26 protein-coding genes are annotated in these 25,862 nt (G+C 59.8%); 15 read left to right on the top strand and 11 right to left on the bottom strand.

Translation table 11 applies throughout. The features are described 5' to 3' along the window. Positions 1-25: 25 nt before the first annotated feature. Positions 26-1,678: a fatty acid--CoA ligase gene (locus tag LG409_RS11050; protein WP_227406665.1), complete on the top strand. Its 1,653-nt coding sequence runs from the start codon at positions 26-28 to the stop codon at positions 1,676-1,678. Between the two features lie 4 nt (positions 1,679-1,682). On the opposite strand, the gene LG409_RS11045 is transcribed toward LG409_RS11050, so the two are convergent. After that, positions 1,683-2,696, bottom strand: a complete 1,014-nt coding sequence (locus tag LG409_RS11045) for an AraC family transcriptional regulator (protein WP_227406664.1) — start codon at positions 2,694-2,696, stop codon at positions 1,683-1,685. A 153-nt stretch (positions 2,697-2,849) separates the two neighbouring features. Between LG409_RS11045 and LG409_RS11040 the strand changes: the two genes are divergently transcribed. Further along, entirely contained in the window at positions 2,850-4,769 is a 1,920-nt protein-coding gene (locus LG409_RS11040; RefSeq protein WP_144984458.1) for an ATP-binding cassette domain-containing protein, read from the top strand. Positions 4,770-4,833: 64 nt separating this feature from the next. On the opposite strand, the gene LG409_RS11035 is transcribed toward LG409_RS11040, so the two are convergent. Continuing rightward, entirely contained in the window at positions 4,834-5,286 is a 453-nt protein-coding gene (locus LG409_RS11035; protein WP_227406663.1) for a universal stress protein, read from the bottom strand. A 141-nt stretch (positions 5,287-5,427) separates the two neighbouring features. Here LG409_RS11035 and LG409_RS11030 point away from each other — a divergent pair, with 141 nt between their 5' ends. Beyond that, positions 5,428-5,961 (top strand): hypothetical protein, encoded by a 534-nt coding sequence (locus tag LG409_RS11030; protein WP_039179390.1) that lies wholly within the window; start codon positions 5,428-5,430, stop codon positions 5,959-5,961. 63 nt (positions 5,962-6,024) lie between these two features. Here LG409_RS11030 and slyA read toward each other — a convergent pair whose 3' ends face one another. After that, positions 6,025-6,477 (bottom strand): transcriptional regulator SlyA, encoded by a 453-nt coding sequence (gene slyA, locus LG409_RS11025; RefSeq protein ID WP_016914279.1) that lies wholly within the window; start codon positions 6,475-6,477, stop codon positions 6,025-6,027. 71 nt (positions 6,478-6,548) lie between these two features. Beyond that, complete coding sequence (locus LG409_RS11020; protein WP_227406662.1) at positions 6,549-7,706, bottom strand: DUF5924 family protein; 1,158 nt, start codon at positions 7,704-7,706, stop codon at positions 6,549-6,551. Positions 7,707-7,997: 291 nt separating this feature from the next. On the opposite strand from LG409_RS11020, the gene fadB reads away from it, so the two are divergent. Together fadB and fadA are read left to right on the top strand one after the other, a co-directional pair. Next, positions 7,998-10,184, top strand: a complete 2,187-nt coding sequence (fadB, locus tag LG409_RS11015) for a fatty acid oxidation complex subunit alpha FadB (protein WP_227406661.1) — start codon at positions 7,998-8,000, stop codon at positions 10,182-10,184. Between the two features lie 24 nt (positions 10,185-10,208). Next, positions 10,209-11,387 (top strand): acetyl-CoA C-acyltransferase FadA, encoded by a 1,179-nt coding sequence (fadA, locus tag LG409_RS11010; protein WP_052196417.1) that lies wholly within the window; start codon positions 10,209-10,211, stop codon positions 11,385-11,387. A 74-nt stretch (positions 11,388-11,461) separates the two neighbouring features. Here fadA and LG409_RS11005 read toward each other — a convergent pair whose 3' ends face one another. From LG409_RS11005 to LG409_RS10995, 3 genes are all read right to left on the bottom strand, one after another. Next, positions 11,462-11,923 (bottom strand): flavodoxin family protein, encoded by a 462-nt coding sequence (locus LG409_RS11005; protein ID WP_227406660.1) that lies wholly within the window; start codon positions 11,921-11,923, stop codon positions 11,462-11,464. Between the two features lie 93 nt (positions 11,924-12,016). Then, positions 12,017-12,937, bottom strand: a complete 921-nt coding sequence (locus LG409_RS11000; RefSeq protein ID WP_227406659.1) for a nucleotidyl transferase AbiEii/AbiGii toxin family protein — start codon at positions 12,935-12,937, stop codon at positions 12,017-12,019. Then, positions 12,924-13,745, bottom strand: a complete 822-nt coding sequence (locus LG409_RS10995; RefSeq protein WP_227406658.1) for a type IV toxin-antitoxin system AbiEi family antitoxin — start codon at positions 13,743-13,745, stop codon at positions 12,924-12,926. The genes LG409_RS11000 and LG409_RS10995 overlap by 14 nt, the downstream gene beginning before the upstream one ends. A 463-nt stretch (positions 13,746-14,208) precedes the next feature. On the opposite strand from LG409_RS10995, the gene LG409_RS10990 reads away from it, so the two are divergent. From LG409_RS10990 to LG409_RS10945, 10 genes are all read left to right on the top strand, one after another. After that, positions 14,209-14,805: a hypothetical protein gene (locus LG409_RS10990; protein WP_227406657.1), complete on the top strand. Its 597-nt coding sequence runs from the start codon at positions 14,209-14,211 to the stop codon at positions 14,803-14,805. Between the two features lie 53 nt (positions 14,806-14,858). Continuing rightward, on the top strand, positions 14,859-15,335 hold the full coding sequence (locus LG409_RS10985; RefSeq protein ID WP_227406656.1) for a YbhB/YbcL family Raf kinase inhibitor-like protein: 477 nt from the start codon (positions 14,859-14,861) through the stop codon (positions 15,333-15,335). A 94-nt stretch (positions 15,336-15,429) separates the two neighbouring features. After that, complete coding sequence (locus LG409_RS10980; RefSeq protein ID WP_227406655.1) at positions 15,430-15,771, top strand: zinc ribbon domain-containing protein YjdM; 342 nt, start codon at positions 15,430-15,432, stop codon at positions 15,769-15,771. A gap of 233 nt (positions 15,772-16,004) precedes the next feature. Then, positions 16,005-16,469 carry an SUF system Fe-S cluster assembly regulator gene (locus tag LG409_RS10975; protein ID WP_016914269.1) on the top strand — a complete coding sequence of 155 codons (465 nt, stop codon included), beginning with the start codon at positions 16,005-16,007 and terminating at the stop codon, positions 16,467-16,469. Positions 16,470-16,538: 69 nt separating this feature from the next. Continuing rightward, positions 16,539-17,981 carry a Fe-S cluster assembly protein SufB gene (gene sufB / locus LG409_RS10970; RefSeq protein ID WP_227406654.1) on the top strand — a complete coding sequence of 481 codons (1,443 nt, stop codon included), beginning with the start codon at positions 16,539-16,541 and terminating at the stop codon, positions 17,979-17,981. Positions 17,982-18,020: 39 nt separating this feature from the next. Beyond that, positions 18,021-18,770, top strand: coding sequence for a Fe-S cluster assembly ATPase SufC (gene sufC, locus LG409_RS10965; RefSeq protein ID WP_039179419.1), 750 nt, complete (start codon positions 18,021-18,023; stop codon positions 18,768-18,770). Further along, positions 18,767-20,107, top strand: coding sequence for a Fe-S cluster assembly protein SufD (sufD, locus tag LG409_RS10960; RefSeq protein ID WP_227406653.1), 1,341 nt, complete (start codon positions 18,767-18,769; stop codon positions 20,105-20,107). Before sufC ends, sufD begins: the two co-directional genes overlap by 4 nt. 14 nt (positions 20,108-20,121) lie before the next feature. After that, a complete protein-coding gene (locus LG409_RS10955; RefSeq protein WP_227406652.1) occupies positions 20,122-21,387 on the top strand; it encodes an aminotransferase class V-fold PLP-dependent enzyme in 1,266 nt (421 codons plus the stop codon). Between the two features lie 8 nt (positions 21,388-21,395). Next, positions 21,396-21,965, top strand: a complete 570-nt coding sequence (sufT, locus tag LG409_RS10950; RefSeq protein ID WP_039179426.1) for a putative Fe-S cluster assembly protein SufT — start codon at positions 21,396-21,398, stop codon at positions 21,963-21,965. Positions 21,966-21,983: 18 nt separating this feature from the next. Next, positions 21,984-22,781 carry a SanA/YdcF family protein gene (locus tag LG409_RS10945; protein ID WP_227406651.1) on the top strand — a complete coding sequence of 266 codons (798 nt, stop codon included), beginning with the start codon at positions 21,984-21,986 and terminating at the stop codon, positions 22,779-22,781. 19 nt (positions 22,782-22,800) lie between these two features. Here the strand turns inward: LG409_RS10945 and LG409_RS10940 are convergent, their stop codons facing one another. From LG409_RS10940 to LG409_RS10925, 4 genes are all read right to left on the bottom strand, one after another. Then, positions 22,801-23,247, bottom strand: coding sequence for a hypothetical protein (locus tag LG409_RS10940; protein ID WP_039179432.1), 447 nt, complete (start codon positions 23,245-23,247; stop codon positions 22,801-22,803). 88 nt (positions 23,248-23,335) lie between these two features. Further along, on the bottom strand, positions 23,336-24,244 hold the full coding sequence (gene rimK / locus LG409_RS10935) for a 30S ribosomal protein S6--L-glutamate ligase (protein WP_039179435.1): 909 nt from the start codon (positions 24,242-24,244) through the stop codon (positions 23,336-23,338). Between the two features lie 42 nt (positions 24,245-24,286). Then, the gene (locus LG409_RS10930) at positions 24,287-24,727 is read right to left on the bottom strand and encodes an ATP-dependent zinc protease family protein (RefSeq protein WP_039179438.1); all 441 of its coding nucleotides are present in this window, start codon (positions 24,725-24,727) and stop codon (positions 24,287-24,289) included. 58 nt (positions 24,728-24,785) lie between these two features. Continuing rightward, a complete protein-coding gene (locus LG409_RS10925) occupies positions 24,786-25,832 on the bottom strand; it encodes a DUF3549 family protein (RefSeq protein WP_227406650.1) in 1,047 nt (348 codons plus the stop codon). Positions 25,833-25,862 lie beyond the last annotated feature (30 nt).

Raw genomic sequence — 25,862 nt, 5'->3', positions numbered from 1 at the left:
CCAACAACAATCAAAGGTACGTTTTATGCCGACGATAACGCCAAAACTGCTTCCTTCGACGTCCTCCGCCACCAACCCTCCCATGCTGATCAAGGATCTGTTGGAGTCTGGCGTTCGCATGGCGGGCAATAATCAGATCGTGTACCGCGATCAAGGCCGTCACGACTACCGCCGTTTTCAAGAGCGTGTCCATCAACTGGCTCATCTGTTGACGGCGCAGGGAGTGCAGGCAGGAGATGTGGTGGCAGTGATGGATTGGGACAGCCACCGCTATCTGGAATGCTTTTTCGCCATTCCCATGATAGGCGCGGTGCTGCACACGGTGAACGTCCGCCTGGCACCCGAACAGATTCTCTACACCATGCAGCATGCGGAAGACGTCTTCGTGCTGGTGCATGAGGACTTCGTGCCTCTGCTGGAGCCGCTGGCGCAGCAACTTCCCGATATTCGTGGCTACGTGCTTTGTCAGGAAGAGCGCCGTGACGTCTCGACGTCGCTGCCACTGGTAGGGGAGTTCGAGGCCCTGCTGGCTGACCAGCCCAGCCATTATGATTTCCCCACGTTCGATGAAAACGGCGTGGCCACGCTGTTCTACACGACCGGCACGACCGGCAACCCGAAAGGGGTGTTTTTTACTCACCGTCAGCTGGTGTTGCACACGCTGGGCGAGGCCAGCACGTTCCAGGCGCCTGGCTTCGAGCTGTTGAACCGAGACAAGGTGTATATGCCCATCACGCCGATGTTTCACGTGCATGCCTGGGGCGTCCCTTACACCGCCACGCTGCTGGGCGCGACGCAAGTGTACCCGGGCAAATACGAGCCGGAGATGCTGGTGAAGCTGCTGGTCAGTGAAAAGGTCGATTTTTCTCACTGCGTACCGACACTGCTCAACATGGTGGTGAGCGCGGAGGCCATCGCGACGAAAAAGGTCGATTTGAACGGCTGGAAAGTGCTGGTCGGAGGCAGCGCCTTGACCCAGGCGTTGGCAAGCCGTGCCTGGGCGCTGGGGATCGACACCCGCAGCGCTTACGGCATGTCGGAAACGTGTCCTCTGCTCACTGCCGATATCTTGCCGAAGGAGGTCGCGGAGGCTGACTTCGAAAGCCAGCTCCCCTGGCGCTGCAAGGCCGGTCTTCCGGTGCCGTTCGTGCGGCTGCAGGTGGTCGATGTGGACGGTCAGCCGCTTCCTCATGATGGCCAGAGTGTGGGGGAAGTCCGCGTACAAGCGCCCTGGCTCGCTCAGGCTTACTACAAGGAAGAGACGCGTAGCGAAGAGCTATGGCGAGAGGGGTGGTTACACACCGGGGACGTGGGGTCGCTGGATGCGCATGGCTTTTTGGCCATTAGTGATCGCATCAAGGACGTCATCAAGACCGGCGGCGAATGGCTGTCCTCCCTGGAGCTGGAAAGCTATATCAGTCAATGCCCCGGCGTCGCTGAAGTGGCGGTCATCGGCGTGGCGGATGACAAGTGGGGGGAGCGCCCCGCAGCGCTCGTCGTGCCCAGCGACCTCAATCGGCCGCCTACCGTCGAGGCGATTCAGGGGTTCATGGAGCAGTTCGTGGCGCAGGGCAAGCTCAACCGTTGGGGAGTGCCTTCATTGATACGTTTCGTCGATGAAATACCCAAGACCAGCGTAGGCAAGCTGGATAAAAAACGTATCCGCACGGAGATCTAGCGGCTCAGAGCGTGGTGCCTGCTGTCTGCGCTTTGCGGTAGGCGGCAGGCGAATTGCCGGTCCACTGCTTGAAGGCTCGGCTGAAGCAGGCCTGGTCCTCGAAGCCGAGGGTTTCGGCCAGCGCGGAGAGCGGCTCCCTGCTGCGGGTCAATACCTGAATGGCCACGTCCCGCCGATACTCGTCCTTTACCGCCTGAAAGTGGGTGCCCTCTGCCTGCAAGTGGCGCGACAGAGTACGGACGGACACGTGCAGCGCATTGGCCACGTCGTGAATGGTGCTGGAAGAGAGCCGGTGGCGGTGCAGGTACTCCCGCACGCGATGGGTGGCGATACGGTCTTCGAAAGAGACATAAAACCAGTCTGCTGGCGCACGCTGCAAAAAAGCCCCCAGGTGCTGCTTGCGTTGTCGGACGGGATGTTCCAGAAAAGCCGTATCGAAATAGACCGCCGTTTTCGGCTGGTTGAAGGTCACCTTGCCTGGATAAAAATAGAGATAGTCAGCTCGATGGGCGGGCTGTGGATAGCTGCACTCCATCAATATGGGCGGGATTTTTCTCGCGATCAGCCAGGAAGCAATGCCGTGAAAGAGCTTCAACATCAGCTCATGCACCAGAATGTGGCTACCCTGAAGCGGTTTGTGCTCCTCGAGGGCCATACGAGCCAGGTCGCCCTCCACGGAAAAACAATAGCCAAAGTCATCCAGCACAATACGAAAAAACTGGGTGTAGCGATGTAGTGCGATACGCAGCGTGGGGGCATCCAGCATGCTGAGGCACAGCAGTTTGAGAGTGCCGCAGCGCAGTGGCCGAGAGAAAAAGCCGGGCGTCTCATCGTCGAGCTCTACCGCCAGAAGCCGGTAAAGCTGGGCAAACTGTTCCACCGTTACACGGCCATTGGGAGCCTCGAGCAAGAACGGGGAGATGCCAGACAGCATCAAATAGCGCGTGGCCGCTTGCCCGGTGGGAGCCAAGCCACGAAACAGCTCGTTGACAAAGTGCATGGAGACGGTAACGGTCACACTTTTCCACCCTGTAAGTGCCACAAGACAGCCGTAGGCGTTGCCCCTTTCACGCTGGACGTTAGCACGTTGTACCGTCGGGCTCTATATGAGTGCACCGTTACAGGGATCCATGCGTTACACTGTGCGCCTCACGACGAAGGAGGACACTGCGTGACCCTGTTACGACTCGAACAGCTGCAACTCGCTTACGGCACCCAGGTACTATTGAATCGCGCCGACCTCACGGTTGAAAAGGGCGAGCGGTTGGCGCTGGTCGGGCGCAACGGCACCGGTAAATCCACCCTGTTGAAACTCGTGGCAGGCGACATCCAGGCGGACGACGGCACCATCTGGCGCGCGCCGGGGCTGAAAATCGGCGTGCTGGCTCAGGAGCTGCCCGAATCATCGGGCATGACGATTTTTGACATGGTGGCCCAGGGGCTGCCCGAAGCGGGCGAGCTGCTGTCGGAATACCAGCATCTGATCAACGACCCCGACCCGGACATGAACCGCATGGCCACGCTGCAAACGCGGCTGGAAGCGATTGATGGCTGGTCGTTCCACCAGCGTATCGACGTGGTGCTGACGCGCCTGGGCCTGCCGCCCGAAGCAGAGATGAGCGCGCTCTCCGGTGGCTGGCGTCGTCGCGTGGCGCTGGCCAGGGCGCTGGTGTCGGAACCGGACTTGCTGCTGCTGGATGAGCCCACCAACCACCTGGATCTGGATACGATTGCGTGGCTGGAAGAGCAACTGCTGGCGTTCAATGGCGCCGTGCTGCTGATCACCCACGACCGTGCCTTTCTGTCGAAGTTGGCCACCCATATTCTGGAACTGGACCGTGGCAAGCTGGGCCGCTACCCCGGCGTGTACGCGGAGTATCAAGAGCGCAAGCAGCACGAGCTAGAAATCGAATCGCGTGAAAATGCGCTGTTCGACAAGAAGCTGGCCCAGGAGGAGACCTGGATCCGTCAAGGAATCAAGGCGCGCCGAACCCGTAACGAAGGGCGCGTGCGGGCCCTGGAAGCGATGCGCAATGAGCGCAGCCAGCGCCGTGAGCGCCAGGGCACGGCCAACCTGACCGTGGACAGCGGCGAGCGCACGGGCAAGCGGGTGGTCGAGCTCAAGGGCGTTAGCCAGTATTTTGGCGACGACACCATCTTGCGCAACGTCAATCTGGAAGTCATGCGCGGCGACCGTATCGGTTTCCTGGGTCGCAATGGCGCGGGCAAGACCACGCTGTTGAAAATCCTGCTGGGAGAGCTTGCTCCAAGCGAAGGCAGCGTGCAGCTGGGCACCAACCTGAAGGTGGCCTACTTTGACCAGCTTCGGGCGGGGCTGGAGCTGGAGAAAACCGTTTACGACAACGTGGCGCAGGGCAGTGATCGGGTCACTGTCGGCGGCAAGGACCGCCATGTGATGAGCTACTTGCAGGATTTCCTGTTCACGCCGGATCGTGTGCGTCAGCCGGTCAAGGCGCTGTCGGGGGGCGAGTCCAACCGCCTGCTGCTGGCCAAGCTGTTTACGCAGCCTGCCAACGTGCTGGTGCTCGATGAGCCCACCAACGACCTGGACATGGAAACCCTGGAGCTGCTCGAAGAGCTGCTGCTCGACTTCGATGGCACGCTGCTGCTTGTCTCCCACGACCGTACCTTCATGGACAACGTGGTGACCAGCATGCTGGCCTTCGAAGGGGAAGGGCGCGTGCGCGAGTACGTGGGTGGCTACACCGACTGGATTCGACAAGGTGGCAAGCTGCCCCCAGCCCCCTGGGAGGGTGCTGCCCGCCAGCAGACGGAGCCGACATCGGTACCTGCACCAGAAGTGGTCGAAAAACCCGTCAACGAGCCTGCCAGGAAGTCCGTGAAGCTCTCCTACAAGCTGCAGCGAGAGCTGGATGCGCTGCCTGCCGAAATAGAGCGGTTGGAGCAGGAAGTCGAGACGCTGGAGCAGGAAGTGGGCGATCCGGGGTTTTACCAGCAGGAAGCCACCGCCGTGACTGCCAGGCTGCAAGCCCTGGAAAAAGTGCAGCAGTCGCTGGAAACGGCAATGGAGCGCTGGATGGAGCTGGAGGCGATGGCGAACGGCGAATAGCCTGCAAGGCGCTACAAAAAAGGCCCCGTAAGGGGCCTTTGGCGTTAGGGTCGGTCATGGCCGATCACTCGTCGCTTTTTTCGCCTTTCTTGCCGACGCGCACGGCCAGTACGTCGCACTGGGCGCCATGTAGCACGCCGGTGGACGTAGAGCCCAGTAGCAGGGCAAAGCCGTGGCGGCCGTGGGAACCCACCACGATGAGATCCACATTGTGCTCATCGGCAAAGCGATGGATCTCGGTATCGGGCATGCCCACCACCACGTGCTGGTCGGCGGGCTCGACGTGCGGAGTGGCAATGTCGGCCAGACGCTTTTTCGCGTGATCGTCCAGCTGGTCCTGAATGCTGGTCAGGTCCATGGGTATGTCGCCACCGTAGGCGAAGCCCAGCGGCTCCAGCGTGTGCATGATCGAGAGCTTGGCGCCGTTATTGCGTTCGGCAATCGCCACGGCGCGCTCAAGGATCTTGTGAGAGTCCTTGGTGAGGTCGACGGCGACCAGAATGTGGTGATAGCTCATGGCGTATCTCCTTGGTGGTATTTAACAAAGAGAAGCTTCGTTAGATAACCTTACTTTAGGCCGGGTAGTGGCGCTGCACAACGACCTGGATCATGGTTTTTTGCAATCGTTGCCCTGCACGGCAATGCAAGAGGTGGCTAAATGGAATGGTTGGTGATTGTTCTGATTCTGCTGTTCGTGATGGCGCCGGTGATGTGGCTCAAGCCCAGCCCCCGCCAGAAGCGCCAGATGGCGCTACGCGACAGTGCGCGGCAGCAGGGGGTGACCATCAAGATGGCCGTGCCGCCGCTGCATCATTTCAAAGGCACCATGCCAGCCTATCGGTGGCGGTTTGGCCAGGAGACGCCGGGGCCGGATTTCGTTCTGGTGCGCGATAGCCATGCCAGCGCGGCGCTGGAAGCCTTTCATGCCGGCTGGCGGTGGCGTATTGCGCCGCTGCGACCACTACCGGAGAGCGCCGACGCCACGCTGCGCACCTTGCTGGAGCGTTTGCCCCAGGATGCGCTGGTGCTGGAGTGCAACTCGTACGCCTTGACGCTATGGTGGTGGGAATCACAAACCGCCGAACGCTTTACCAGCTACCTGGGCGATATCATGACCTTGAAAGAGGCGCTGGGCGGCCTGTCAGACCGCCCCCCAGGCAAGGCGCTGTCGTCAGGCGGTCGACCCTCCTGACGAGATAGCTGTCCTGACGAGATAGCTGTCCTGACGAGATAGCTGTTCGCGGCCGCCGGTGGATCATACCGCTGGCTTGTCCTGGTCTCTGGCCTGCATGGCCAGACCATTGGATTCGATTTGCGCCAGCCACTGGTCCAACTGGATCAGGTCGCTGTCGCTCAACCCGGCGAAGATCTCCTTGCGGGCGGCGAGCACTACGCTGTCGATCTGTTCCAGCAGTGGCATCGCCGCCGGGGTGAGATAAATGCGCTTGCTGCGACGGTCATTGTCACAGGCTCGCCGCTCAACCAGCCCCTGCTCTTCCAACTGCCCCAGTGTGCGCACCAGCGAAGGTGCCTCGACGCCAATGGCCCGCGCCAGATCGCACTGCGGGTTGCCTTCGCCGAGCTTCCACAAGTGATAAAGCGTGACCCAGCGCGTTTGGGTCAGCCCCAGCGGTGCCAGCCTGCGGTCGATGATGGAGCGCCATAAATGGGGCAATCGGGCAATACGAAAACCAATAGTTGAAGCCATAGTCGCTAGCTACCAGAAAATGTGAGTGGGCGAATTGTCATAAGCTGCGCCGCTGAATGCAAGGCGTTATGCTAATCGGTGGTGTCGGGGGCCTGCTGGTCAGAGCGGCTGCCTGCCACGAATCGCCGCAAATTTAGCGCGCTTAATCCGCTGCGCTGAATGGTGCTGTCGGCCATGGAGGCCTGCTGCTCGTCATCCGAGACCGTGAATCGGATCAGCCCCAATCGTTGTCCTCCTTCGGTCATGATGTCGACTCGCCAATCCCCTGCGGGGTTTTCAGGGAAGTTGCGTTTATGGCTCCAGGCGCGATACCCCTGTTCACGGCCGCCGTTGATGGTCAGGGCAACGCGGTCCATGGGCGTACCATTATGATGCCAGGCATGATAAATGGTTTCGCTCAAGCCGCGTGGTGCGCGAATGGCGGTATATACATAAAGCCCATGGGTGCGCAGGGCCTCGGGAGTCAGCGGAGTGGCACCCTGGGGCACGCGCTGCTGGGTATCGAAAGCAGGCGACAGCGCGCTGCCCGTCATCCACAAACTGGCGGGGGGCACCCAGACGCGGCCAAGCCAAGCGCCGTAGGCCAGCACCATGGTCAAGGCAAGAAAACCACACCAGCGCGCCAGGCTGCGTTGCTTCAGCAGATGCCAGAAGCTGGGCAGGGCCACCAGGACGGTGAGCACCAGCGCCAGCAGCAGGCTTTGCCGGGTGGTCAGATGCAGCATGATCGGCAAGATCACCAGCAGAACCAGAAAGACGCATTGCGCATGAAACATGAAGTACAGGCTGCGCCATCGTCCGGCCAGCTTGTAATACAGTGGGTCGATGATCGATAGCACGGCCATGGCCATGACCAGCAGGGCAAACAGCGTCTGCCCGCTATTCCACACCGTGGTGATCAGGATGAAAGGCAGGGTGAAAAACAACGTCTCCTGGTGAATCATCTGGGCAATGAAAGAGGCAATGCCCTTGGGCAGGGTAGGGTGGCCGCGCCTGGCCAGCAGCCGCCCGATCAGGCTTTCCGACAGCAGCAGAATCCAAGCCACCAGCAGCCCCACCGCCAGGGCCACTCCCAGCCACTGCTGACGATCCACCAGAAAAAAACTGCCCAGGCCTGCTGCAAATGCCATGGGCGGCCACAGCCAACTCCATGGTTTCAGGCGCTCTACAAGACGCTCGACCCAGGCCTGTACGGCCCGTGTCCGAGCGGGATTCAATAAAGTGCCCATCGTCTGATCGCTCGATTCAATCGTGAAGTGTGATGATTCCTTAGCATACGCACTAATTTCCGCATACGTCGCAGTCTGCAAGACAAAAACGCAAAAATGATGGCAGCCGCTGATGGCTGCCAAGATTCATGAAAGGTCCCCACAAGGACTATGCTGAGGGCTGGATTAGCCAAAAGTCAGGGGTTGACGTACTCGAGCAACTCCACCAAGCTAAGGCAATCAAACGACCGTATGAATGCGCGGCGGGTTCGCCGAAGCTAACCTGCCCGACACTATGTGGAGAGAGCGCGAATGATCTATCAAGGCAATGCCATCACGGTGGAGCGTCGTGACACCCAGGGTGGCAATGATGTCGCAGTGCTCACTTTCGACCTGAAAGATGAGTCCGTCAACAAGCTTTCCAGTGCCGTGGTGGCGGAGCTGGGAGACGCGGTCAAGGCGCTGCAGGCCGCAAGTGGTGTGCAAGGTCTGATGATCCGCAGTGCCAAGGACGTGTTTATCGTCGGTGCCGACATTACCGAATTCCACAGCCTGTTCGACAAGGGCGAAGAGTATCTGGTGGAGATGAACCTCAAGGTTCACGATATCTTCAACGCCATCGAAGACCTGCCGTATCCCACCGTGACGGCGATCAATGGACTGGCGCTGGGCGGCGGCTGTGAAGTGCTGTTGACCACCGACTATCGCGTGATGAGCGAGAAAGCCAAGATTGGCCTGCCGGAAACCAAGCTGGGCATTCTGCCAGGCTGGGGTGGCTGCGTGCGCCTGCCGCGTCTGATCGGGGCAGACAACGCCGTGGAGTGGATTGCCGGTGGCACCGAAAACCGTGCCGATGCCGCCTTGAAAGTAGGCGCCGTTGACGCTGCCGTTGCCCATGAGCTGCTGGAAGAGGCAGCGCTGGACATCCTCGATCGCGCCAATGCCGGTGAGCTGGATTATCAGGCCCGCCGCGAAGAGAAAACCTCTCCGCTGAAGCTCAACGCCATCGAGCAGATGATGGCCTTCGAAACCGCCAAAGGCTATGTGGCCGGTAAAGCAGGCCCGCACTACCCGGCGCCCGTGGAAGCCATCAAGGTCATTCAGAAAGGGGCCGGAGAAACCCGTGCGCGTGCCCAGGCCATCGAAGCCAAGTCCTTCGCCAGGCTGGCGCTGAGCAGCGTTGCCTTCAACCTGGTGGGGCTGTTCCTCAACGATCAGGTGGTCAAGAAGAAAGGCAGCAAATACGAGAAGCAGTCTCAGCCGGTCAAGCAGACTGCCGTGCTGGGTGCTGGCATCATGGGTGGCGGTATCGCCTACCAGAGTGCCAGCAAAGGCACTCCGATCCTGATGAAAGACATCAAGGACGATGCCATCGAGCTTGGCCTGAAAGAGGCTCGCAAACTGTTTTCCAAGCAGGTAGAGCGCAAGAAGCTCACCACTGAGCAAATGGCCGAGAAACTCTCCAACATCCGCCCGACGCTCTCTTATGGCGATTTCGGCAATGTCGATCTGGTGGTCGAAGCGGTGGTGGAAAACCCCAACGTCAAGGATGCGGTGCTGACCGAAGTAGAGGGCATGGTGGGTGAGAACACGATTCTTACCTCCAACACGTCCACCATTTCGATCAACCGTCTGGCGAAGAATCTGAAGCGCCCGGAAAACTTCTGCGGTATGCACTTCTTCAACCCCGTGCACCGCATGCCGCTGGTGGAAGTCATTCGTGGCGAGAAAACCTCCGACGCCGCCGTGGCCGCCACCGTGGCTTACGCCCGCGCCATGGGTAAAACGCCCATCGTGGTCAACGACTGCCCTGGCTTTCTGGTCAACCGCGTACTGTTCCCTTACTTCGGCGGCTTCAGCTTCCTGGTAGAGCAAGGGGCCGACTTCCAGCGTGTCGATAAGGTCATGGAGAAGTTTGGCTGGCCCATGGGCCCGGCCTACCTGCTGGACGTGGTCGGCATGGATACCGCCGTGCACGCCAACGAGGTAATGGCCGAAGGCTTCCCTGACCGCATGGCGCGTGAAGGCAAAACCGCCATCCAGGTGATGTATGACAACCAGCGCCTGGGCCAGAAGAACGACAAGGGCTTCTACGCCTACGAAGAGGACAAGAAGGGCAAGCCGAAGAAGGTCAGCGATGAGCAGGCCCATGCCCTCGTGAAAGACGTCGTGAAAGAGCAGAAAGAGTTTTCCGACGAAGACATCGTGGCGCGCATGATGGTGCCGCTGTGCCTGGAGACCGTACGTTGCCTGGAAGACGGCATCGTCGAGACGCCCGCAGAAGCCGATATGGCACTGATTTACGGCATTGGCTTCCCGCCCTTCCGCGGTGGCGCGCTGCGCTACATCGATGCGCTGGGCGTGGCCGAATTCGTCGCTCTGGCCGACCGTTTGGCCGAAGAGTTGGGACCGCTCTACGCACCTACCGAGAAACTGCGCGCCATGGCTCAGAACAACGAGCAGTTCTATGCCGGTTCTACTGCTAGCGCTCAGGCCTAAGTCACCACCCACAGGAGAAATATGATGAGTTTGAATCCGAGAGATATCGTGGTGGTGGACGGTGTTCGTACCGCCATGGCAAAAGCAAAGAACGGCGCTTTCCGTAACGTACGTGCCGAGAACCTGTCCGCTGCCGTGATGCAGGCGCTGTTCAGCCGGAATCCCAATCTGGACCCGTCGGAAGTGGACGATGTGATCTGGGGCTGCGTCAACCAGACCCTGGAGCAGTCCATGAACATCGCCCGCAACGCGGCGATCATGACCGGCATTCCCCGTAGCGTGCCTGCGCAAACGGTGAACCGTCTGTGTGGCTCCTCGATGACCGCGCTGCACATTGCGGCGGCCAACATCAAGGCGGGCATGGGCGACTTCTATGTGATTGGTGGCGTGGAGCACATGGAGCACGTGCCCATGGCCCACGGTGTGGACGTGAACCCGGCAGCCAGCAAGTACGCTGCCAAGGCGGCCATGATGATGGGCCTGACCGCCGAACTGCTGGGCAAGATGCACGGCATCTCCCGCGAAGACCAGGACAAGTTCGGCGTACGCTCGCATCAGCGCGCCCAGGCAGCCATGGAGAAGGGCTACTTCGATAACGAGATCATCGGTGTCGAAGGCCACGACCAGCGCGGCTTCAAGGTACTGGTGAAGAACGACGAAGTGATCCGTGCCGATGCCAGCCTGGAGTCCATGGCCAACCTGAAGCCGGTGTTCGACCCCCGTAGTGGCACCGTCACGGCCGGTACTTCATCGGCGCTGTCGGTGGGGGCCTCCGCCATGGCAGTGATGAGCTACGAGCGTGCCCAGGCGCTGGGGCTGGAGCCGATTGCCCGCGTGCTGTCGACCGGTGTGGCAGGCTGTGATGCCTCCATCATGGGCTACGGCCCGGTACCCGCGTCCAAAAAGGCCTTGAAGGCCGCTGGCCTGTCGGCAGCGGATATTCAAACCGTCGAGCTCAACGAGGCGTTTGCTGCCCAGGGTCTGCCGGTGCTCAAGGACCTGGGCTTCCTCGATGCCATGGACGAAAAGGTCAACCTGAACGGCGGTGCCATCGCCCTGGGCCACCCGTTGGGCTGCTCCGGTTCGCGCATCTGTACCACGCTGCTCAATGTGATGCAGCAGCGCGATACCACCCTGGGCCTGGCGACCATGTGTATCGGTATGGGCCAAGGCGTTGCCACGGTGTTCGAGCGCTTGAAATGACGCGCCCGCCAGCCATGTGATTGCAAAACGGCACCTTCGGGTGCCGTTTTGCCGTTTGCAGGGGGGGCGTGGCATCAAAACATGCCGCCATCCAGCCCGGCCGCCAACGCCATGGCCAGCTCCTCGACCTGTGTGGCAAATGTCTCCTGCCACTCGCCTTGCAAGACCACCGGTTGCTGAACCCAGCGCCAGCGCAGCCCGGTCACGATGCTTTCCACGGCTCGCTGGGTGCCCGTGCCGTCGTGGCCAGCGCGAATGTAGAGCGCGCAGGGCAAGCCCTGCTTCTCATCCAATACTGGGTAGTAGCTACGGTCGAAAAAATCCTTCAGGGCACCGCTCATGTAGCCGAGGTTTTCGGTGGTGCCGAGCAGAACGGCGTCGCAGGCCAGCAGGTCGGCGGGCCCTGCTTCGAAGGGAGTTTTCACCGTACAGACGACATGCTCGAGATCGGGATGCTCTGCCCCTCGCCTGGCAGCTTCCCTCAAGGCCTGGGTATTGACGGAAGGGGCGTGAGCGACGATTAATAGCTGTTTCATGGCAAGGACCTGCGCAGTGGCGATTGGCGATGTACAGGGATGACAGAATGGCAGGCCGGGAAGCCAGAGCTTCAAGATTCCGCCCTGCACTCCTTATCCCAGCAGCACTTTCAGCTCATGACGCTGTTCGGCATGTTTGGCCGCGTTTTCGTTTTTCAGCTTTTCCAGATTAACGAGCTTCCAGCGCACAGCTGGCAGGCCCGCCGCCTGAGGGCGATCAATGGCATCAAAATCGGGCGCACCGTCATGTAGGCTTAGCAAGAATCGCTTGGTGCTCTCATCGAAACGTGACTGAATGTCTGTAATCAAACGTTTACGCGTGTGCAAGAGTTCATCGAGGCTGATGTGAGCCCTGGTCATGCCCTCAAATTCTTGGGCATAAGGCTTGTCAAGGTCGAGCAAATTAGGGCTCAGCAGTTCGTGTGCGGGGCGTGACGAACTCGCGATATAGATCAGAAAGGTTCGGAATAGATCTTCCGTTAGGCCCTCGTTATCGTAGAGCAGCTTCACATCAAAAAGATCGCGCGGATGCTGGCGATCTAATGCTGCGTGCAGTTTGCCGCCGAACAGATCTTCGAAAGAGACGATCTGCATGTCTGCATAACCGAACTCGTCTGCAACAACTTCGGAGACGGAGAGAGTTTCAGGATCGTGCACGACGCCACGTGTGACCGGCGAGGTTTCGATCTTGATCTCAGCGCCACCCATGCGAGTGAGAAGACGAGTGGCGCCACCGCCGCCGCCCTTTATACGCTGTGTTTTGGCACCAGCGATACTGCCTTCAATGGCAGCAGCAATGCGATCCATCGCGTCATTGATTTCGGAAAGACTGTCATTTCTATCTTTCACTGGAAGGTAGGTCAGGTCGATATCGACCGACAAGCGCGGAAGGTCACGATAGAACAGATTTATCGCGGTGCCTCCCTTCAGCGCGAATACATCTTCCTTCGCCACATGCGGGAGAATGCGCACGAGGAGTGCAACCTGCGCTTCATAGGTTTCACGCGCCATCATCTACCTCCGCCTTTACAAACGCTTCCGGCACCATGATGCGATAGCGCGGATGTATCTTGCCCCCTGTCACCAGTGCACGGTCGCCACTGCCAAGGTTGAACTCTGCAGGATCGAGACGCTTGCGCCAAGGGTGGTCATGGCGATCCGCAAAGACAAAGAACAACCGCTTGACCTTGATCTTCTTGCAACTGTGCAGCAACGCTGACACTGTTTTTGGCCGCAGTGTCGTCAAGCTCTCGAATAGCATATCAAGGTTATGAAAACTCTCATGGTAGGGCAATTCGTCCATGGCTTCCATAATCGCCCGTTCGGGTGCCGACATGTTGAGCATCCAGTCCCATGGCAGCGTGTCTTCGGCGTTGATGTTGTTTCTGGCAAGCCCGACGGACGGGGCAGCGAATAGTGAAGTGTTGCGAGTCACGATGGGGGCGTTTAGTGGCAGTTTGCTTAGCCAGTTGGGTGTGGCGTTGCCATATACCCAGACAGGCGCACTGCTACCTAGACGCAGGTAGTGATCGTAGCCCTGTTGGGCAAGTGCCGTTGTGCCACCCACATGGATGTTATGGCGCATAATATGCTGCATGGAAAGCAGGCAAGTTTTCCAATCGATTGCGCCAGAGGTTGTTGCGTTCGGCGCAGGGCGCCGGAAAACGCCGCGGTTAACGCGCTCAAGCCAGCCGTTAACAACGTACTTCCGCGCAAGGAAACGGCTGATACCGTGGCGTTCGAGCCATGCGGTATCGACCATGAACCCTGACGGGATGGCTTCAAGCACTTTCTTTAGCTTTTTTTCTTTAGGTGTGCTCATGGTTTACAAATTAGCATTTTGCTAAATTTTTTGCGATATGTCGATTTTGAATTTTTAAAAAAAAGTGTACTATAAGGTCACAAAAAACATGTTTTTTAAATAGTTGCGGCGGCAAGGTGAATTGCCAGCTGGACCGCCGTTAAAGTCAGCGCCCGTCTGTACCCTGGATCCCACCGAGCGCTGGGAACGCAGGGCACCCCGCCTTTTGGCATTGCTTCATCGCCGTGATCGGCGATTGATGATGCAGCGCTTCTACCGTGTGATTTAAAGTGCTACGTTTATTTTATGAATCCAAGCTTCTCGCATGCCGTGAGCGGCCGTGGCGTATGGGTAAAGTATCTGAGCCATGGATTCTCCTCGGGCAAGAGCTCATGCCTGGATTTACTTCACTCCGGGTCCAGGCATAAGACGAGTATCACGATAAAGGGACAATCTGTTGAAAGCTCAACAAGGGAAGCGAGTCATGTATCTGCAGGCCAGGAGCGTGGGGAAGAGAGTAGGGCAGATAGCGGTGAAGCGCGTAGGGAAAGCGGCAGCATGCGCAGCCGTGCTGCTGTTGGTGGGGTGTGCAGGCCAGCCCTCGCCCTCCAGTAGCGCAGTGGAGTCTCCTTCGGCGGTGGAGCCTGCAGTATCACCTGTTATGCCGTCGGCCACGCGCGCCTCCGCCTCACCGGTCACGGATTGGGTGCCGCCGCTGCTGGCCAGCCCCGAAGAAGAAGCGGCTTACTATGTCAGTCGCTTGGCAGACCGCAGTTTCGTTTCGCAATATGGTGGCCCGGATAATCCGCGCCCCTGGTACATTGCCGCTGAGCGGCTGGGTGAGATCGGGGCGCCCGCAGTGCCACTTCTGCTGGCCAGGCTCAATACGCAGGACGCCTACGAGCTGATGCTGGTGCTGTATGCCCTGCACTTGGCCACGCAAGACCCGCTGATCACCTTCCAGACCCGTGGGGAATCCGTGCAGCTGCCGGGGGTGCTGGACGAGCGCATGAATGCCGATAATCGGCGCCTCGTCGAAGAGTGGCAGCAGCGCCATGCGGCGGCGTTGGATTTAGGCTAACGGTTTGGCTACATTGATGAATTGAACCTACGATCGACGATTTGGAGATGACGATGGGATTTGCACTATCTTCCATGCAGGTCAGCAGTACGGCCTTTGGTCAGCATCAGGCCATCCCTGCCAAGCATACCGGCGAAGGCGAGGACATCTCACCCGATCTGGCCTGGCAGGGTGCACCTGAAGGTACCCAAGGCTATGCGGTGATCTGCCACGATCCCGATGCCCCGCTGGTCAAAGAGGGCAGCTACGGTTTTGTGCATTGGGTGCTATACAACTTGCCGGGCGATATGACGTCGCTGGAAGAGAATACTACTCAAGGCACCTTGGGGATGTCGGATTTCGGCAAGCCGGGCTATGGCGGCCCAATGCCGCCGGAAGGCCATGGTAGCCACCTCTACTATTTCTGGGTACTGGCACTGGACAAGGCGACCACGCTTCCCGAAGGACTGACGCTGCCCGAACTGCTGCGTGCCGTCGAGCCGCACCTGCTGGGCATGAATCGGCTGGTCGGTACCTACCAGCGCGACTGACCTATCTCTTCAGGCTGGAGCATTTTGCCCAAGCCGTGTAGGCTCCACCGCTTTCTACGTCCAGTAGATGACCCGATAGCGATGGAGCCTTTTCATGAGTGACCTTCCCAACTGCCCCGCCTGCGCCTCTGAATTCACCTATGACGACGGCCTTCAATTCGTGTGCCCGGAATGCGGCCATGAGTGGTCGAAAGGTGGTGAAGAGGAAACCGAATCCGCCAGCACCGGCATTCGTGATGCCAACGGTAACCCGCTGGTCGATGGCGACACGGTGACCGTGATCAAGGATCTCAAGGTGAAGGGCAGCTCGCTGGTGGTCAAAGTGGGAACGCGGGTCAAAAACATCCGTCTGGTCTCCGGTGATCACGACATCGACTGCAAGATAGATGGCATTGGCCCGATGAAATTGAAGTCGATTTTCGTCAAGAAAGCCTGATGTTGCCACCTGCCAGGGGTCGATGCTCATTTCTGGGTCGCCGGTCATAGCTTTTATGAATGAGAATGATTGGCTTTTTTGAAGTTATCAGCGGCGAACGTGCCAGGAAGTAGCGACTTTTGCGAAGGATTTTGCAGAAGGGCTTCACATCATTTTTATACAGGACTAAAATGGTCCCCAATTAATGGGTAAGCCTCTTCCTCGCACACGGGGCCTTACATACGGGAGTCACCATGCTCAAGCTTTCTCGGCTGACCGACTATGCGGCGGTGGTGATGGCGCAAATCGCGCGCCATCCGAACACTTCCCATGCCGCCGCCGATCTGGCCGAAGCCGTTCAGCTGCCGCACCCGACTGTGAGCAAGACGCTTAAAATGCTGGTCAAGGCCGGGTTGCTGGAGTCCCAGCGCGGCGCCCAGGGTGGGTATCGGCTGGCACGCCCCGCCTCGCGGATTACCGCCGCCGATATCATCAGCGCCATCGAAGGTCCCGTGGCCATGACCGAGTGCAGTCAGGCGGAAGGCGAGTGCGACCTGGTGGCTACCTGTGGTGTGGCCGACAACTGGCAGCGCGTTTCCCTGGCCATTCGCACGCTGCTGGAGAGCGTCACCCTGGCGCACCTCGCCGACACCGCGCCCATCAAGCTGCCCGTTCAGCTACCCATTCAAAGCATTACGCTATCGGCGGCTTCGGCGTAAGTCGCAACCACATTCACTCTTATTGACGGCGAGCTCAACTCGCCACCCAACTGCCCGGAGGGTATCACCATGGCAAGCGAAGAAATGGAACAGTTGGTTCGTCGCGAGTACAAAGATGGCTTTGTCACCGATATCGAAAGCGACACACTGCCACCTGGCCTGGATGAAAACACCATTGCCTTCATTTCCAAGAAGAAGGGCGAGCCGGAATGGATGCTGGAGTGGCGTCTGGATGCCTATCGTCAGTGGCTGAAAATGGAAGAGCCCTCCTGGGCACACCTCGATTATCCGCCCATCGATTATCAGGCGATCTCCTACTACAGCGCGCCAAAGCGTCCGGAAGACCGTCCTCAAAGCCTCGATGAGGTAGATCCCAAGCTGCTGGAAACCTACGAGAAGCTGGGTATCCCGCTGCACGAGCGTGCTGCCCTGGCGGGTGTGGCGGTCGATGCGGTATTCGATTCGGTATCGGTAGCCACCACGTTCAAGAAAGAGCTGGCGGAAGCCGGGGTCATCTTCTGCTCCATCTCGGAAGCCATCCGCGACTACCCGGAGCTGATCAAGCAGTACCTGGGCACCGTCGTGCCGGTCGCCGACAACTACTTTGCTGCGCTGAACTCTGCGGTGTTCACCGACGGCTCGTTCGTTTTCGTGCCGGAAGGCGTCACCTGTCCGATGGAGCTATCCACCTACTTCCGTATCAACGCGGCCAATACCGGACAGTTCGAGCGCACGCTGGTGATCTGCGAAAGTCGTGCCCAGGTCTCCTACCTGGAAGGCTGTACGGCGCCCATGCGCGATGAAAACCAGCTGCACGCAGCGGTGGTCGAGCTGGTGGCGTTGGATGATGCCTACATCAAGTACTCCACCGTTCAGAACTGGTACCCCGGTGATGAAGAGGGCAAAGGCGGTATCTACAACTTCGTGACCAAGCGCGGCGACTGCCGTGGTGAGCGCTCGCGTATCAGTTGGACGCAGGTGGAAACCGGCTCGGCCATTACCTGGAAATACCCCTCTTGCGTACTGCGCGGCAAGGACAGCATCGGTGAGTTCTACTCGGTGGCCGTGACCAACGGGCGCCAGCAGGCGGATACCGGCACCAAGATGATCCATATCGGTGAAGGTACACGCTCCTACATCGTGGCCAAGGGCATCTCGGCGGGCAAGAGTGATCAGTCCTATCGCGGTATGGTCAAGATCGGTCCGCGCGCCAAAGGCGCACGTAACTTTACCCAGTGCGATTCGCTGCTGATCGGCGACAAGTGCGGTGCCCACACTTTCCCGTACCAGGAAATCGGCAACAGCACGGCGACCATCGAGCACGAAGCCACCACGTCGAAAATCGGTGAAGACCAGCTCTTCTACTGCCAGAGCCGCGGCATCTCGGAAGAAGATGCGGTGAGCATGATCGTGAACGGCTTCTGCAAGGATGTCTTCCAGGAGCTGCCGATGGAGTTTGCGGTAGAAGCGGAAGCACTGTTGAACGTCACTCTTGAAGGTGCGGTGGGCTAACCGCGCAGGCATCCCCCTATTTTTTAAAAGGCGATTACTATGTTGCAAGTGAATGATTTACACGTCACCGTCGACGGCAAAGAGATTCTGAAAGGCCTGACGCTCACCATCAATGCCGGTGAAGTGCACGCCATCATGGGCCCCAACGGCGCGGGTAAATCCACCTTGTCAGCGGTCATTGCGGGCAAGGATGGCTACGAAGTCACCCAAGGCAGCATCACCTTCGAAGGCCAGGACGTGCTGGAAATGGAAATCGAAGAGCGCGCCCAGGCAGGCCTGCTGCTGGGTTTCCAGTACCCCGTCGAGATTCCGGGGGTGAAGAACATTTACCTGCTGAAGTCGGCGCTGAACGCTCAGCGCGCTGCCCGTGGTGAGGGCGAGATGCCCGCCCCAGAGTTCATGAAGCTGGTCAAAGAGAAGCTGAACTTCATGAAAATGGATGCCAGCTTCCTGCAGCGCGCGGTGAACGAAGGCTTCTCCGGCGGTGAAAAGAAGCGTAACGAAATCTTGCAGATGCTGGTGCTGCAGCCCAAGCTGGCCATGCTGGACGAAATCGACTCCGGCCTGGACATCGATGCCATGAAGGTCGTGGCCGATGGTGTCAACAGCCTGCGCGCCGAAGAGCGTGCCATTCTGCTGGTCACACACTACCAGCGCCTGCTGGACTACATCGTGCCCGACAAGGTCCACGTCCTGATGGATGGTCGTATCGTCAAGACCGGTGACGCGGCGTTGGCCAAAGAGCTGGAGGCCAACGGTTACGAAGGCATCGAGGAGTCCGTGGCATGAGCGAGACACAAACCTTTCTGGATACGCTGGCGGCGCGCAGCCAACAGCGTGGCACAGAGCCCAGCTGGATGGCCGCACGCCGCCAGGCGGGGGCTGCACGCTTCGAGGCGATGGGCTTTCCTACTCGTCGCGATGAAGAGTGGAAATACACCGACGTACGCGCCATTGCTCAGGGAAATTTCGCCCTGGCCGATAACGCCGAGTTCTCCCAGGCGCAGGCGGCTGCGCTGACGCTGCCACTGGAAGCCTATCGCCTGACCTTCGTCGATGGCGTATTTTCGGCGGCGCTGTCTGACCTGGAAGGTCTGCCTTCCAGCGTGCAGGTCATGCCGCTCTCCAAGGCGCTCAGCGATAACCATGAAGCGGTGGGTGGCCCGCTGGGTCGTTTGACCGGCGTGGAATTCTCGCCCTTCTCGGCGCTCAACACCGCGTTCGTGGAAGAAGGGGCCGTGGTGCGTATTGCGCCCGGCACGGTAGTGGAAAAGCCGATTCTGCTGCAGTTTCTCTCACGGGCCGGGGCGCCGGTCATGAGCCACCCTCGGGTGCTGGTCGAAGCGGCCGGGCGCAGCGAGGCCACGCTGATCGAGCACTACGTGGGGGAAGCCGATGCTGCCAACTTCACCAACGTGGTCGGTGAGCTGATGCTGGACCGTGGTGCGATCCTCAACCACTACAAGCTTCAGGAAGCTCCGCTGGGCGATCTGCACATTGCCAGTATCCACGTGGAGCAGAGTCGCGACAGCCGCTACACCTCCTACAACCTGAATCTGGGCGGTGCGCTGGTGCGCAACGACCTGATTTGCGAGCTGGACGGGCAGGGCGCCGAAAGCAACCTGTACGGGCTGTTCTTCGGTCAGGGTCGCCAGCACGTGGATAACCACACCAAGGTCAACCACAACGCGCCGCTGACGTTCTCCAACGAGAACTACAAGGGCATTCTGGATGACCGTGCGCAGGGCGTCTTCAACGGCCGGGTATACGTCAAGCGCGACAGCCAGAAAATCGAAGGCTTCCAGAGCAACCAGAACCTGCTGCTTTCCGACCGCGCGCAAATCAACGCCAAGCCGGAGTTGGAAATCTACGCCGATGACGTCAAGTGCTCCCACGGCACCACCACGGGCCAGCTGGATGAAGAAGCCGTCTATGCGCTGCGTACCCGGGGTATCGACGAAGCCACGGCGCGCGGCCTGCTGACACTGGCCTTTGCCGGTGAAGTGCTGGAACAGGTCACGCTGGATGCCATTGCCGAGCGAGTCGAGCTGGCGGTGGCAGGCAAACTGCCCGAGCGCTTCAACCTGGCAGGGCTGGTGGAAGCAGCGGCTGCGCTGAACGATTAATCAAGGAGTCCCCCATGCCCCAGAGCGTGATTGAGAAAGCGACCACGGCCAGCACTGCCGCCTACGATATCGAGGCCCTGCGCCGCGAATTCCCCGTGCTCCAGCGGGAAGTGCACGGCAAGCCGCTGGTCTATCTGGACAATGCTGCTACCAGCCAGACTCCCCAGGCGGTCATCGACGTGTTTGGCGACTACTACGCTCGCTACAACGCCAACATCCACCGTGGGCTGCACACCCTGGCGGATGAGGCGACGGCCGCGTTCGAAGCGACACGTCATCGCGCCAGGGACTTTCTCAATGCCGAGGATGCTCGCCAGATCATCTTCACCCGGGGCACCACTGAGGCGATCAATCTGGTCGCCCAGAGCTGGGGGCGAAGCCAGCTGCAGGCGGGCGACGAAGTGCTCATCTCGATGCTGGAGCACCACTCCAACATCGTGCCTTGGCAGCTGTTGGCCGCCGAGCGTGGTTTTACCATCAAGGTGATCCCGGTAGACGCTCATGGTGCGCTGGACATGGACGCCTATCGCACACTGCTCACCGAGCGGACCCGGCTGGTGGCGGTGAATCATGTGTCCAATGCGCTGGGGACCATCAACCCGGTCAAGGAAATGGCCGCGTTGGCCCATCAGCAGGGCGCACTGATTCTGGTCGACGGTGCCCAGGCGACGCCGCACCAAAAAGTGGATGTTCAGGACATCGACGCCGACTTCTACGCTTTCTCCGGCCACAAGGTGTATGGCCCCACGGGCGTGGGCGTGCTGTATGGCAAGGCGGCGCTGCTGGAGGCCATGCCGCCCTGGCAGGGGGGCGGTGAGATGATCAAGACCGTCTCGTTCGACGTGGGCACGACCTTCGCGGACATTCCCCACAAGTTCGAAGCCGGCACGCCTGCCATTGCGGAAGTGATTGCGCTGGGGCGTGCGCTGCAGTGGATAGAGGACGTGGGGGTCGAGGCCATTGGCGACTGGGAAGCCGTGCTGTTGACCCATGCCACTCAGGCCGTCAGCCACATCGACGGACTGCGCATTCTAGGCACGGCGCCGCACAAGGCGGGAGTGCTGTCGTTCGTGGTGGACGGTGCCCACTCTCAGGATATCGGGCTATTGATCGACCAGCTGGGCGTGGCGATTCGCACGGGGCATCACTGTGCGCAGCCGCTGCTCCACCATTTTGGCGTCGAGGCTACCTGTCGTGCCTCGTTTGCAGCGTATAATACCCTGCAAGAGGTCGATGCGTTCGTTGCGGCGCTGAACCGTGTGATCCAAATGGTACGCTAAGGACATCTATGGATATCGAGCAAGTGGCCAGCCTCGAACGAGGTCAGAAACTGCCGCTACAGCGTGATGTAGAAGCCATTGCCATTCCGTTCGGCAAGACGGATACGCTGGCAGAAGATAGCATCGTCAGTGTCATGCAGGCGAAAGGCAGCTCTGTCAGCGTTGGATACGAAGGGCGGCTGTATCTGATCGAGGGTCGCAATCTCGATGCCTTGGGGCTTGAAGCATTGCCACGGCCTACGCTGCCCGAGTCAGCCAGCGATGACGAGATCGAGCAGTTCGTCTGGGATCAGCTGCGCACCTGTTTCGATCCGGAAATTCCGGTCAACATCGTCGATCTGGGGCTGGTGTACGGGTGTCGTATCGAGCGCTTGATCAGCGGTGAGCGCATCGTCACCATTCGCATGACGCTGACCGCGCCTGGCTGCGGCATGGGCGATGTCATCGCTGCCGATGCGCGCAACAAGATCCTGGGAGCGCCGCAGATCAGCAAGGTGCATACCGAAATCGTCTTCAGCCCCGCCTGGAGTCGTGACATGATGAGCGATGAAGCCAAGCTTGAGCTCGGCATGTTCTAACCCCTGCTGGGGAGCTGGATGCACAGCCTGTTATTTCGTTGGGTAAAACGTTGTCTGCTGTCGCTGGTAGCCATGGTGCTGCTGGCGGCTTTGCTATTGGCGGCAGGCAACGCCTGGGTACTGCTGAGCACCTCACGCTATATCCATACGCAGCTGCAAGAGTGCCGTCCAACGGATGTCGCTATCGTTTTTGGCACCTCTCACTGGACACGTAGCGGGCTGCGTAACCCTCATTTTCATGCGCGTATGCGCACCTCGGCGCGCCTGATAGCCGATGAGCGCGTGCAGCATCTGCTGCTCTCCGGTGATAACCGCACCCAGGCCTACAACGAGCCCCGAGCCATGTGGCGCGACCTTTATCGACGAGGCGTGCCGGCCGACAGGTTGACCATGGATTTTGCGGGCTTCAGTACCTACGACACCATGGTGCGAGCGCGGCATGTGTTTCAGTTGGAGCAGGCGCTGTTGGTGACCCAGAGCTGGCACTTGCCACGAGCGATTTTTATCGGCCGTTCGCTGGGCATGGACGTGACGGGTTGTGTGGCCGAAGAGCAGCCCTCGGCGGGCGAGTGGCGGCTCAAGGTGCGTGAGTGGCTGGCGCGTATGGCGACGCTGGGGGATCTGTACCTGTGGGGCAGGGAGCCTCACTTTCTGGGGCCGGCCGAGCCTATCGTGCTGAGCCGTGATCGATTGCCTCTGGAGCCGCCACCCGTGACCACTGATGTGCTGATCGACCTGGAAGGCGTGCGCCTGCTCTATCCGGAACTGCCTCTGCTCGGAGAGCCAGCGCGGCAGCTAGAGCCGTCGGCTCCTTGAAGGTGCGCGAAAGGAGCGCTTAGCGGCGAGCTTTGCGCTTTTGCAGGCTATACAGCTCGCGGATCAATTTACGGCAGCCCTGCATGCACTCTTCCACAACGGGTTCGATGGGGTCGGGCAGCGGATGGGTAAACAGGGTCGAGAGGGCTTGCATCAAGACACGCTCTTGTTCCAACAGTTCATTGATCAGAACCTGACTATCGTTGCCCACGAAGCTTTTCAGGCGGCTCCACAGCCACAGAAAGTCATCGCGCTCCACGTCGGCATCCCTGGGAAGCATTTTCAGATGGGCACGGGCCAGCTCCTGCAGCTTGCGCATCTGTTTCAGTCGAGCCGTGTAGTGAGGCTTCAGCGCGTCGCGCAGCGAGGGGCGCAGGCGTTCGATATTGTCCTGGAAATAATCAATGCTATCGGCCAGCGCTTCCAGCACGCTGTCCATCGCCACTTGGCGATTGTCGAGAAACATGAGCGTCTACCTCCTTCGGTGACGCAGATTGTGGGGGTGGCAGCGTTGATTTGCCACCCCTAATGCGGATTATTTTTACCTTTGGACGTTAGCCTTTAGGCTTGGGGGGCGCTTTTCGCACAGGCGTTGCGTTTTTTTCGATATGTTCGATGATCATGCCCGCGATGTCCTTGCCCGTGGCACTCTCGATTCCCTGCAGTCCAGGAGAAGAGTTGACCTCCATGATTACCGGCCCATGGTTGGAGCGCAGCAGATCGACACCGGCAACGCGCAGGCCCATGGCCTTGGCTGCCCGGATGGCGGTGGAGCGCTCTTCAGGGGTAATGCGAATTACGCTGGCCGTGCCGCCACGGTGGAGGTTGGAGCGAAATTCGCCTTCGGCCGCTTGACGCTTCATGGACGCCACGACTTTGTCGCCAATCACGAAGCAGCGAATGTCGGCGCCTTTGGCTTCCTTGATGTACTCCTGCACCATGATGTTGGCCTTCATGCCCATGAACGCCTGCACCACCGACTCGGCAGCCTGGTTGGTCTCGGCCAGTACCACGCCAATGCCTTGGGTGCCTTCCAGCAGCTTGATGACCAGCGGGGCCCCTTTGACCATGGTGATCAGGTCGGGAATGTCGTCTGGCGAGTGGGCAAACCCCGTGATGGGCAGCCCCAGCCCCTTGCGAGAAAGTAGCTGCAGCGAGCGCAGCTTGTCGCGTGAGCGCGTGATGGCGACCGAGTCGTTGATCACGTAGGTGCCCATCATTTCGAACTGGCGCAGCACGGCGCAGCCGTAGAAAGTCACCGAGGCGCCAATGCGGGGAATGACCGCATCGAAGGGCTCGATCTCGGCCCCCTTGTAATGAATCGAGGGGTGATGAGAGGCGATGCTCATGTAACAGCGCAGCGTATCCACGACACGAGCCGTATGGCCGCGCTGCTCGGCGGCTTCGACCAGGCGGCGGGTCGAGTATAAATTGCGGTTACGCGAAAGTAGGGCAATATGCATGCAGGGCTCCGGGCCAAAACAGGAAAGGCGTGTTAAGTATATTCAAGGCTCGCCGTGCAAAAAGGCAGCGCCGGGTGCGACTAACAGACGACGCATGGCGCGCCTGCCCAATAGCATGGGGTGGCGCATATTGCTGCGGTCGGTCAAGGTAAGTTCGACGGGAAAGCTGAGCTGGCCCAGTTCCATCTGTGTGCGAATGACGTAGCGCCATTCGCTGTGCCCATTCGAGCTGGTCACCCGTCTTCTGTCATGTAAATGTAGACGATAACGATGCCCAGGGGTGTCGGGACCCCCGCTATGTGTCACGAAACTGACCCACAGCTGCCCATGGGCATCTTCTTCCGTCTCGATCTCTTCGGCATGCAGGGCAGAGGTGCGCGCGCCGGTATCGGCCTTGCAGCACAGGTGAAGGCCAAGGTCGGTCAGCGTGACCATTTCACGGCGGCCAATCACGGCCTTGGCCTGATAGGGTAATTCCTTCACGGTTGACTCCTGACATCTAGTTGGAAGAACTGCATGATGACCGTCACCTGTTACGAATTTATGCGCGGCGCGGCATCAGGCCTGCCAGGCGTGCGTGCATGGGTGAACCGACAGGTGCGTCACGCAGGGTCAACATGACAGGCAAGCGTAGCCTGGGAACGAGGGCGATATCACGCACGACGGCTGAGAAATCGGCACGCTCGTCTTCGGCCAGTTGGTTCAGGAACAGCGGCAGGCGTGTCTCGTCTTCCAGCAGTTGCCAGCCGCGCCCGGCCATGGCAGCCATCAGGTCAGGGCCGCAGGCAGCGCTATCCTCAAGCAAGCTCGTGTACCAATCGCCTACCGTGGGTTCTGGTGAGCTGCCGACAGCCCTTACGCAGGCGCACACGGTTTCCACGTCTCCTTCGCTGGCCGCCTGCTCGCCACGCGCCTGAAGCGCTTCCAGCAGGCAGCCTGGCAAAGGCTGGTGCTCGAGGCAGTAGCATAGCGCACGCGTAACGCTGGCGGGCAGGTCAGACAGCCGTTCGGCCAGCGCTCTGGCTGCATCGTCGTCCATGCGCACCGCAAAGTCAGCCAGCCCCTGCACGCCGAGCGCTTGCCAATCGATCGACTGCTGGCCACTCAGATACGCTTCTACCGGTTCCAGGTGCTGGCTGGCAGGGAGCCCCAGGTGCAGTGTGGCACGGGCATTGAGCATGGCCTGAAAGGTGACGTCGGGCGTGAAGGCCAGCGGGTTGTCCTTCATCAGGTCGTCTACGCCAGCGCTGGCGTCAGCTGTCAATGTCTGCTCTGATGCCAGGGCATTACGCCCCAGGGTTTCCAGCAAGCGATTGATGAAGCCATCCCGCTGTGCAGGCGAGAGCATGCCCTGCTCGTCCAAGGGCAGGGCGAGGAACCAGATGGCCGGTTCAGGCATCGCACCCAGCCGAAACACGATGCCCAGACGCGCCTGACCCAGCCAGGGCTCGGGCCAGGCGTGTTCGGCCTGCTCGAAGCCGCGCAGGGTATCCCGCGAGCAGGGCACCACACGACGCCCCATATGGTAGAGCGTCACGTCGGCACCGCTGCGGGTAAAGAACTCGTCGAGGGTAGTAATTGGTTGCATGACATCCTTCCGCATTTCAAGCGTGCACTC

Source organism: Halomonas sp. NyZ770, from assembly GCF_020616575.1.
GTDB lineage: Bacteria > Pseudomonadota > Gammaproteobacteria > Pseudomonadales > Halomonadaceae > Vreelandella > Vreelandella hamiltonii.
The sequence above is the reverse complement of the archived record's forward strand: the minus strand, read 5'-3'. Positions and strand labels throughout refer to the sequence as shown.

Bases quoted from the DNA above. Each gene is read 5' to 3' on its own strand.
- LG409_RS11050 (WP_227406665.1), top strand. From the start codon at position 26: ATGCCGACGATAACGCCAAAACTGCTTCCTTCGACGTCCTCCGCCACC.
- LG409_RS11035 (WP_227406663.1), bottom strand. From the start codon at position 5,286: ATGAGCTATCACCACATTCTGGTCGCCGTCGACCTCACCAAGGACTCT.
- LG409_RS11030 (WP_039179390.1), top strand. From the start codon at position 5,428: ATGGAATGGTTGGTGATTGTTCTGATTCTGCTGTTCGTGATGGCGCCG.
- slyA (WP_016914279.1), bottom strand. From the start codon at position 6,477: ATGGCTTCAACTATTGGTTTTCGTATTGCCCGATTGCCCCATTTATGG.
- LG409_RS11020 (WP_227406662.1), bottom strand. From the start codon at position 7,706: ATGGGCACTTTATTGAATCCCGCTCGGACACGGGCCGTACAGGCCTGG.
- fadB (WP_227406661.1), top strand. From the start codon at position 7,998: ATGATCTATCAAGGCAATGCCATCACGGTGGAGCGTCGTGACACCCAG.
- fadA (WP_052196417.1), top strand. From the start codon at position 10,209: ATGAGTTTGAATCCGAGAGATATCGTGGTGGTGGACGGTGTTCGTACC.
- LG409_RS11005 (WP_227406660.1), bottom strand. From the start codon at position 11,923: ATGAAACAGCTATTAATCGTCGCTCACGCCCCTTCCGTCAATACCCAG.
- LG409_RS11000 (WP_227406659.1), bottom strand. From the start codon at position 12,937: ATGATGGCGCGTGAAACCTATGAAGCGCAGGTTGCACTCCTCGTGCGC.
- LG409_RS10995 (WP_227406658.1), bottom strand. From the start codon at position 13,745: ATGAGCACACCTAAAGAAAAAAAGCTAAAGAAAGTGCTTGAAGCCATC.
- LG409_RS10990 (WP_227406657.1), top strand. From the start codon at position 14,209: ATGTATCTGCAGGCCAGGAGCGTGGGGAAGAGAGTAGGGCAGATAGCG.
- LG409_RS10985 (WP_227406656.1), top strand. From the start codon at position 14,859: ATGGGATTTGCACTATCTTCCATGCAGGTCAGCAGTACGGCCTTTGGT.
- LG409_RS10980 (WP_227406655.1), top strand. From the start codon at position 15,430: ATGAGTGACCTTCCCAACTGCCCCGCCTGCGCCTCTGAATTCACCTAT.
- LG409_RS10975 (WP_016914269.1), top strand. From the start codon at position 16,005: ATGCTCAAGCTTTCTCGGCTGACCGACTATGCGGCGGTGGTGATGGCG.
- sufB (WP_227406654.1), top strand. From the start codon at position 16,539: ATGGCAAGCGAAGAAATGGAACAGTTGGTTCGTCGCGAGTACAAAGAT.
- sufC (WP_039179419.1), top strand. From the start codon at position 18,021: ATGTTGCAAGTGAATGATTTACACGTCACCGTCGACGGCAAAGAGATT.
- sufD (WP_227406653.1), top strand. From the start codon at position 18,767: ATGAGCGAGACACAAACCTTTCTGGATACGCTGGCGGCGCGCAGCCAA.
- LG409_RS10955 (WP_227406652.1), top strand. From the start codon at position 20,122: ATGCCCCAGAGCGTGATTGAGAAAGCGACCACGGCCAGCACTGCCGCC.
- sufT (WP_039179426.1), top strand. From the start codon at position 21,396: ATGGATATCGAGCAAGTGGCCAGCCTCGAACGAGGTCAGAAACTGCCG.
- LG409_RS10945 (WP_227406651.1), top strand. From the start codon at position 21,984: ATGCACAGCCTGTTATTTCGTTGGGTAAAACGTTGTCTGCTGTCGCTG.
- LG409_RS10940 (WP_039179432.1), bottom strand. From the start codon at position 23,247: ATGTTTCTCGACAATCGCCAAGTGGCGATGGACAGCGTGCTGGAAGCG.
- rimK (WP_039179435.1), bottom strand. From the start codon at position 24,244: ATGCATATTGCCCTACTTTCGCGTAACCGCAATTTATACTCGACCCGC.
- LG409_RS10925 (WP_227406650.1), bottom strand. From the start codon at position 25,832: ATGCAACCAATTACTACCCTCGACGAGTTCTTTACCCGCAGCGGTGCC.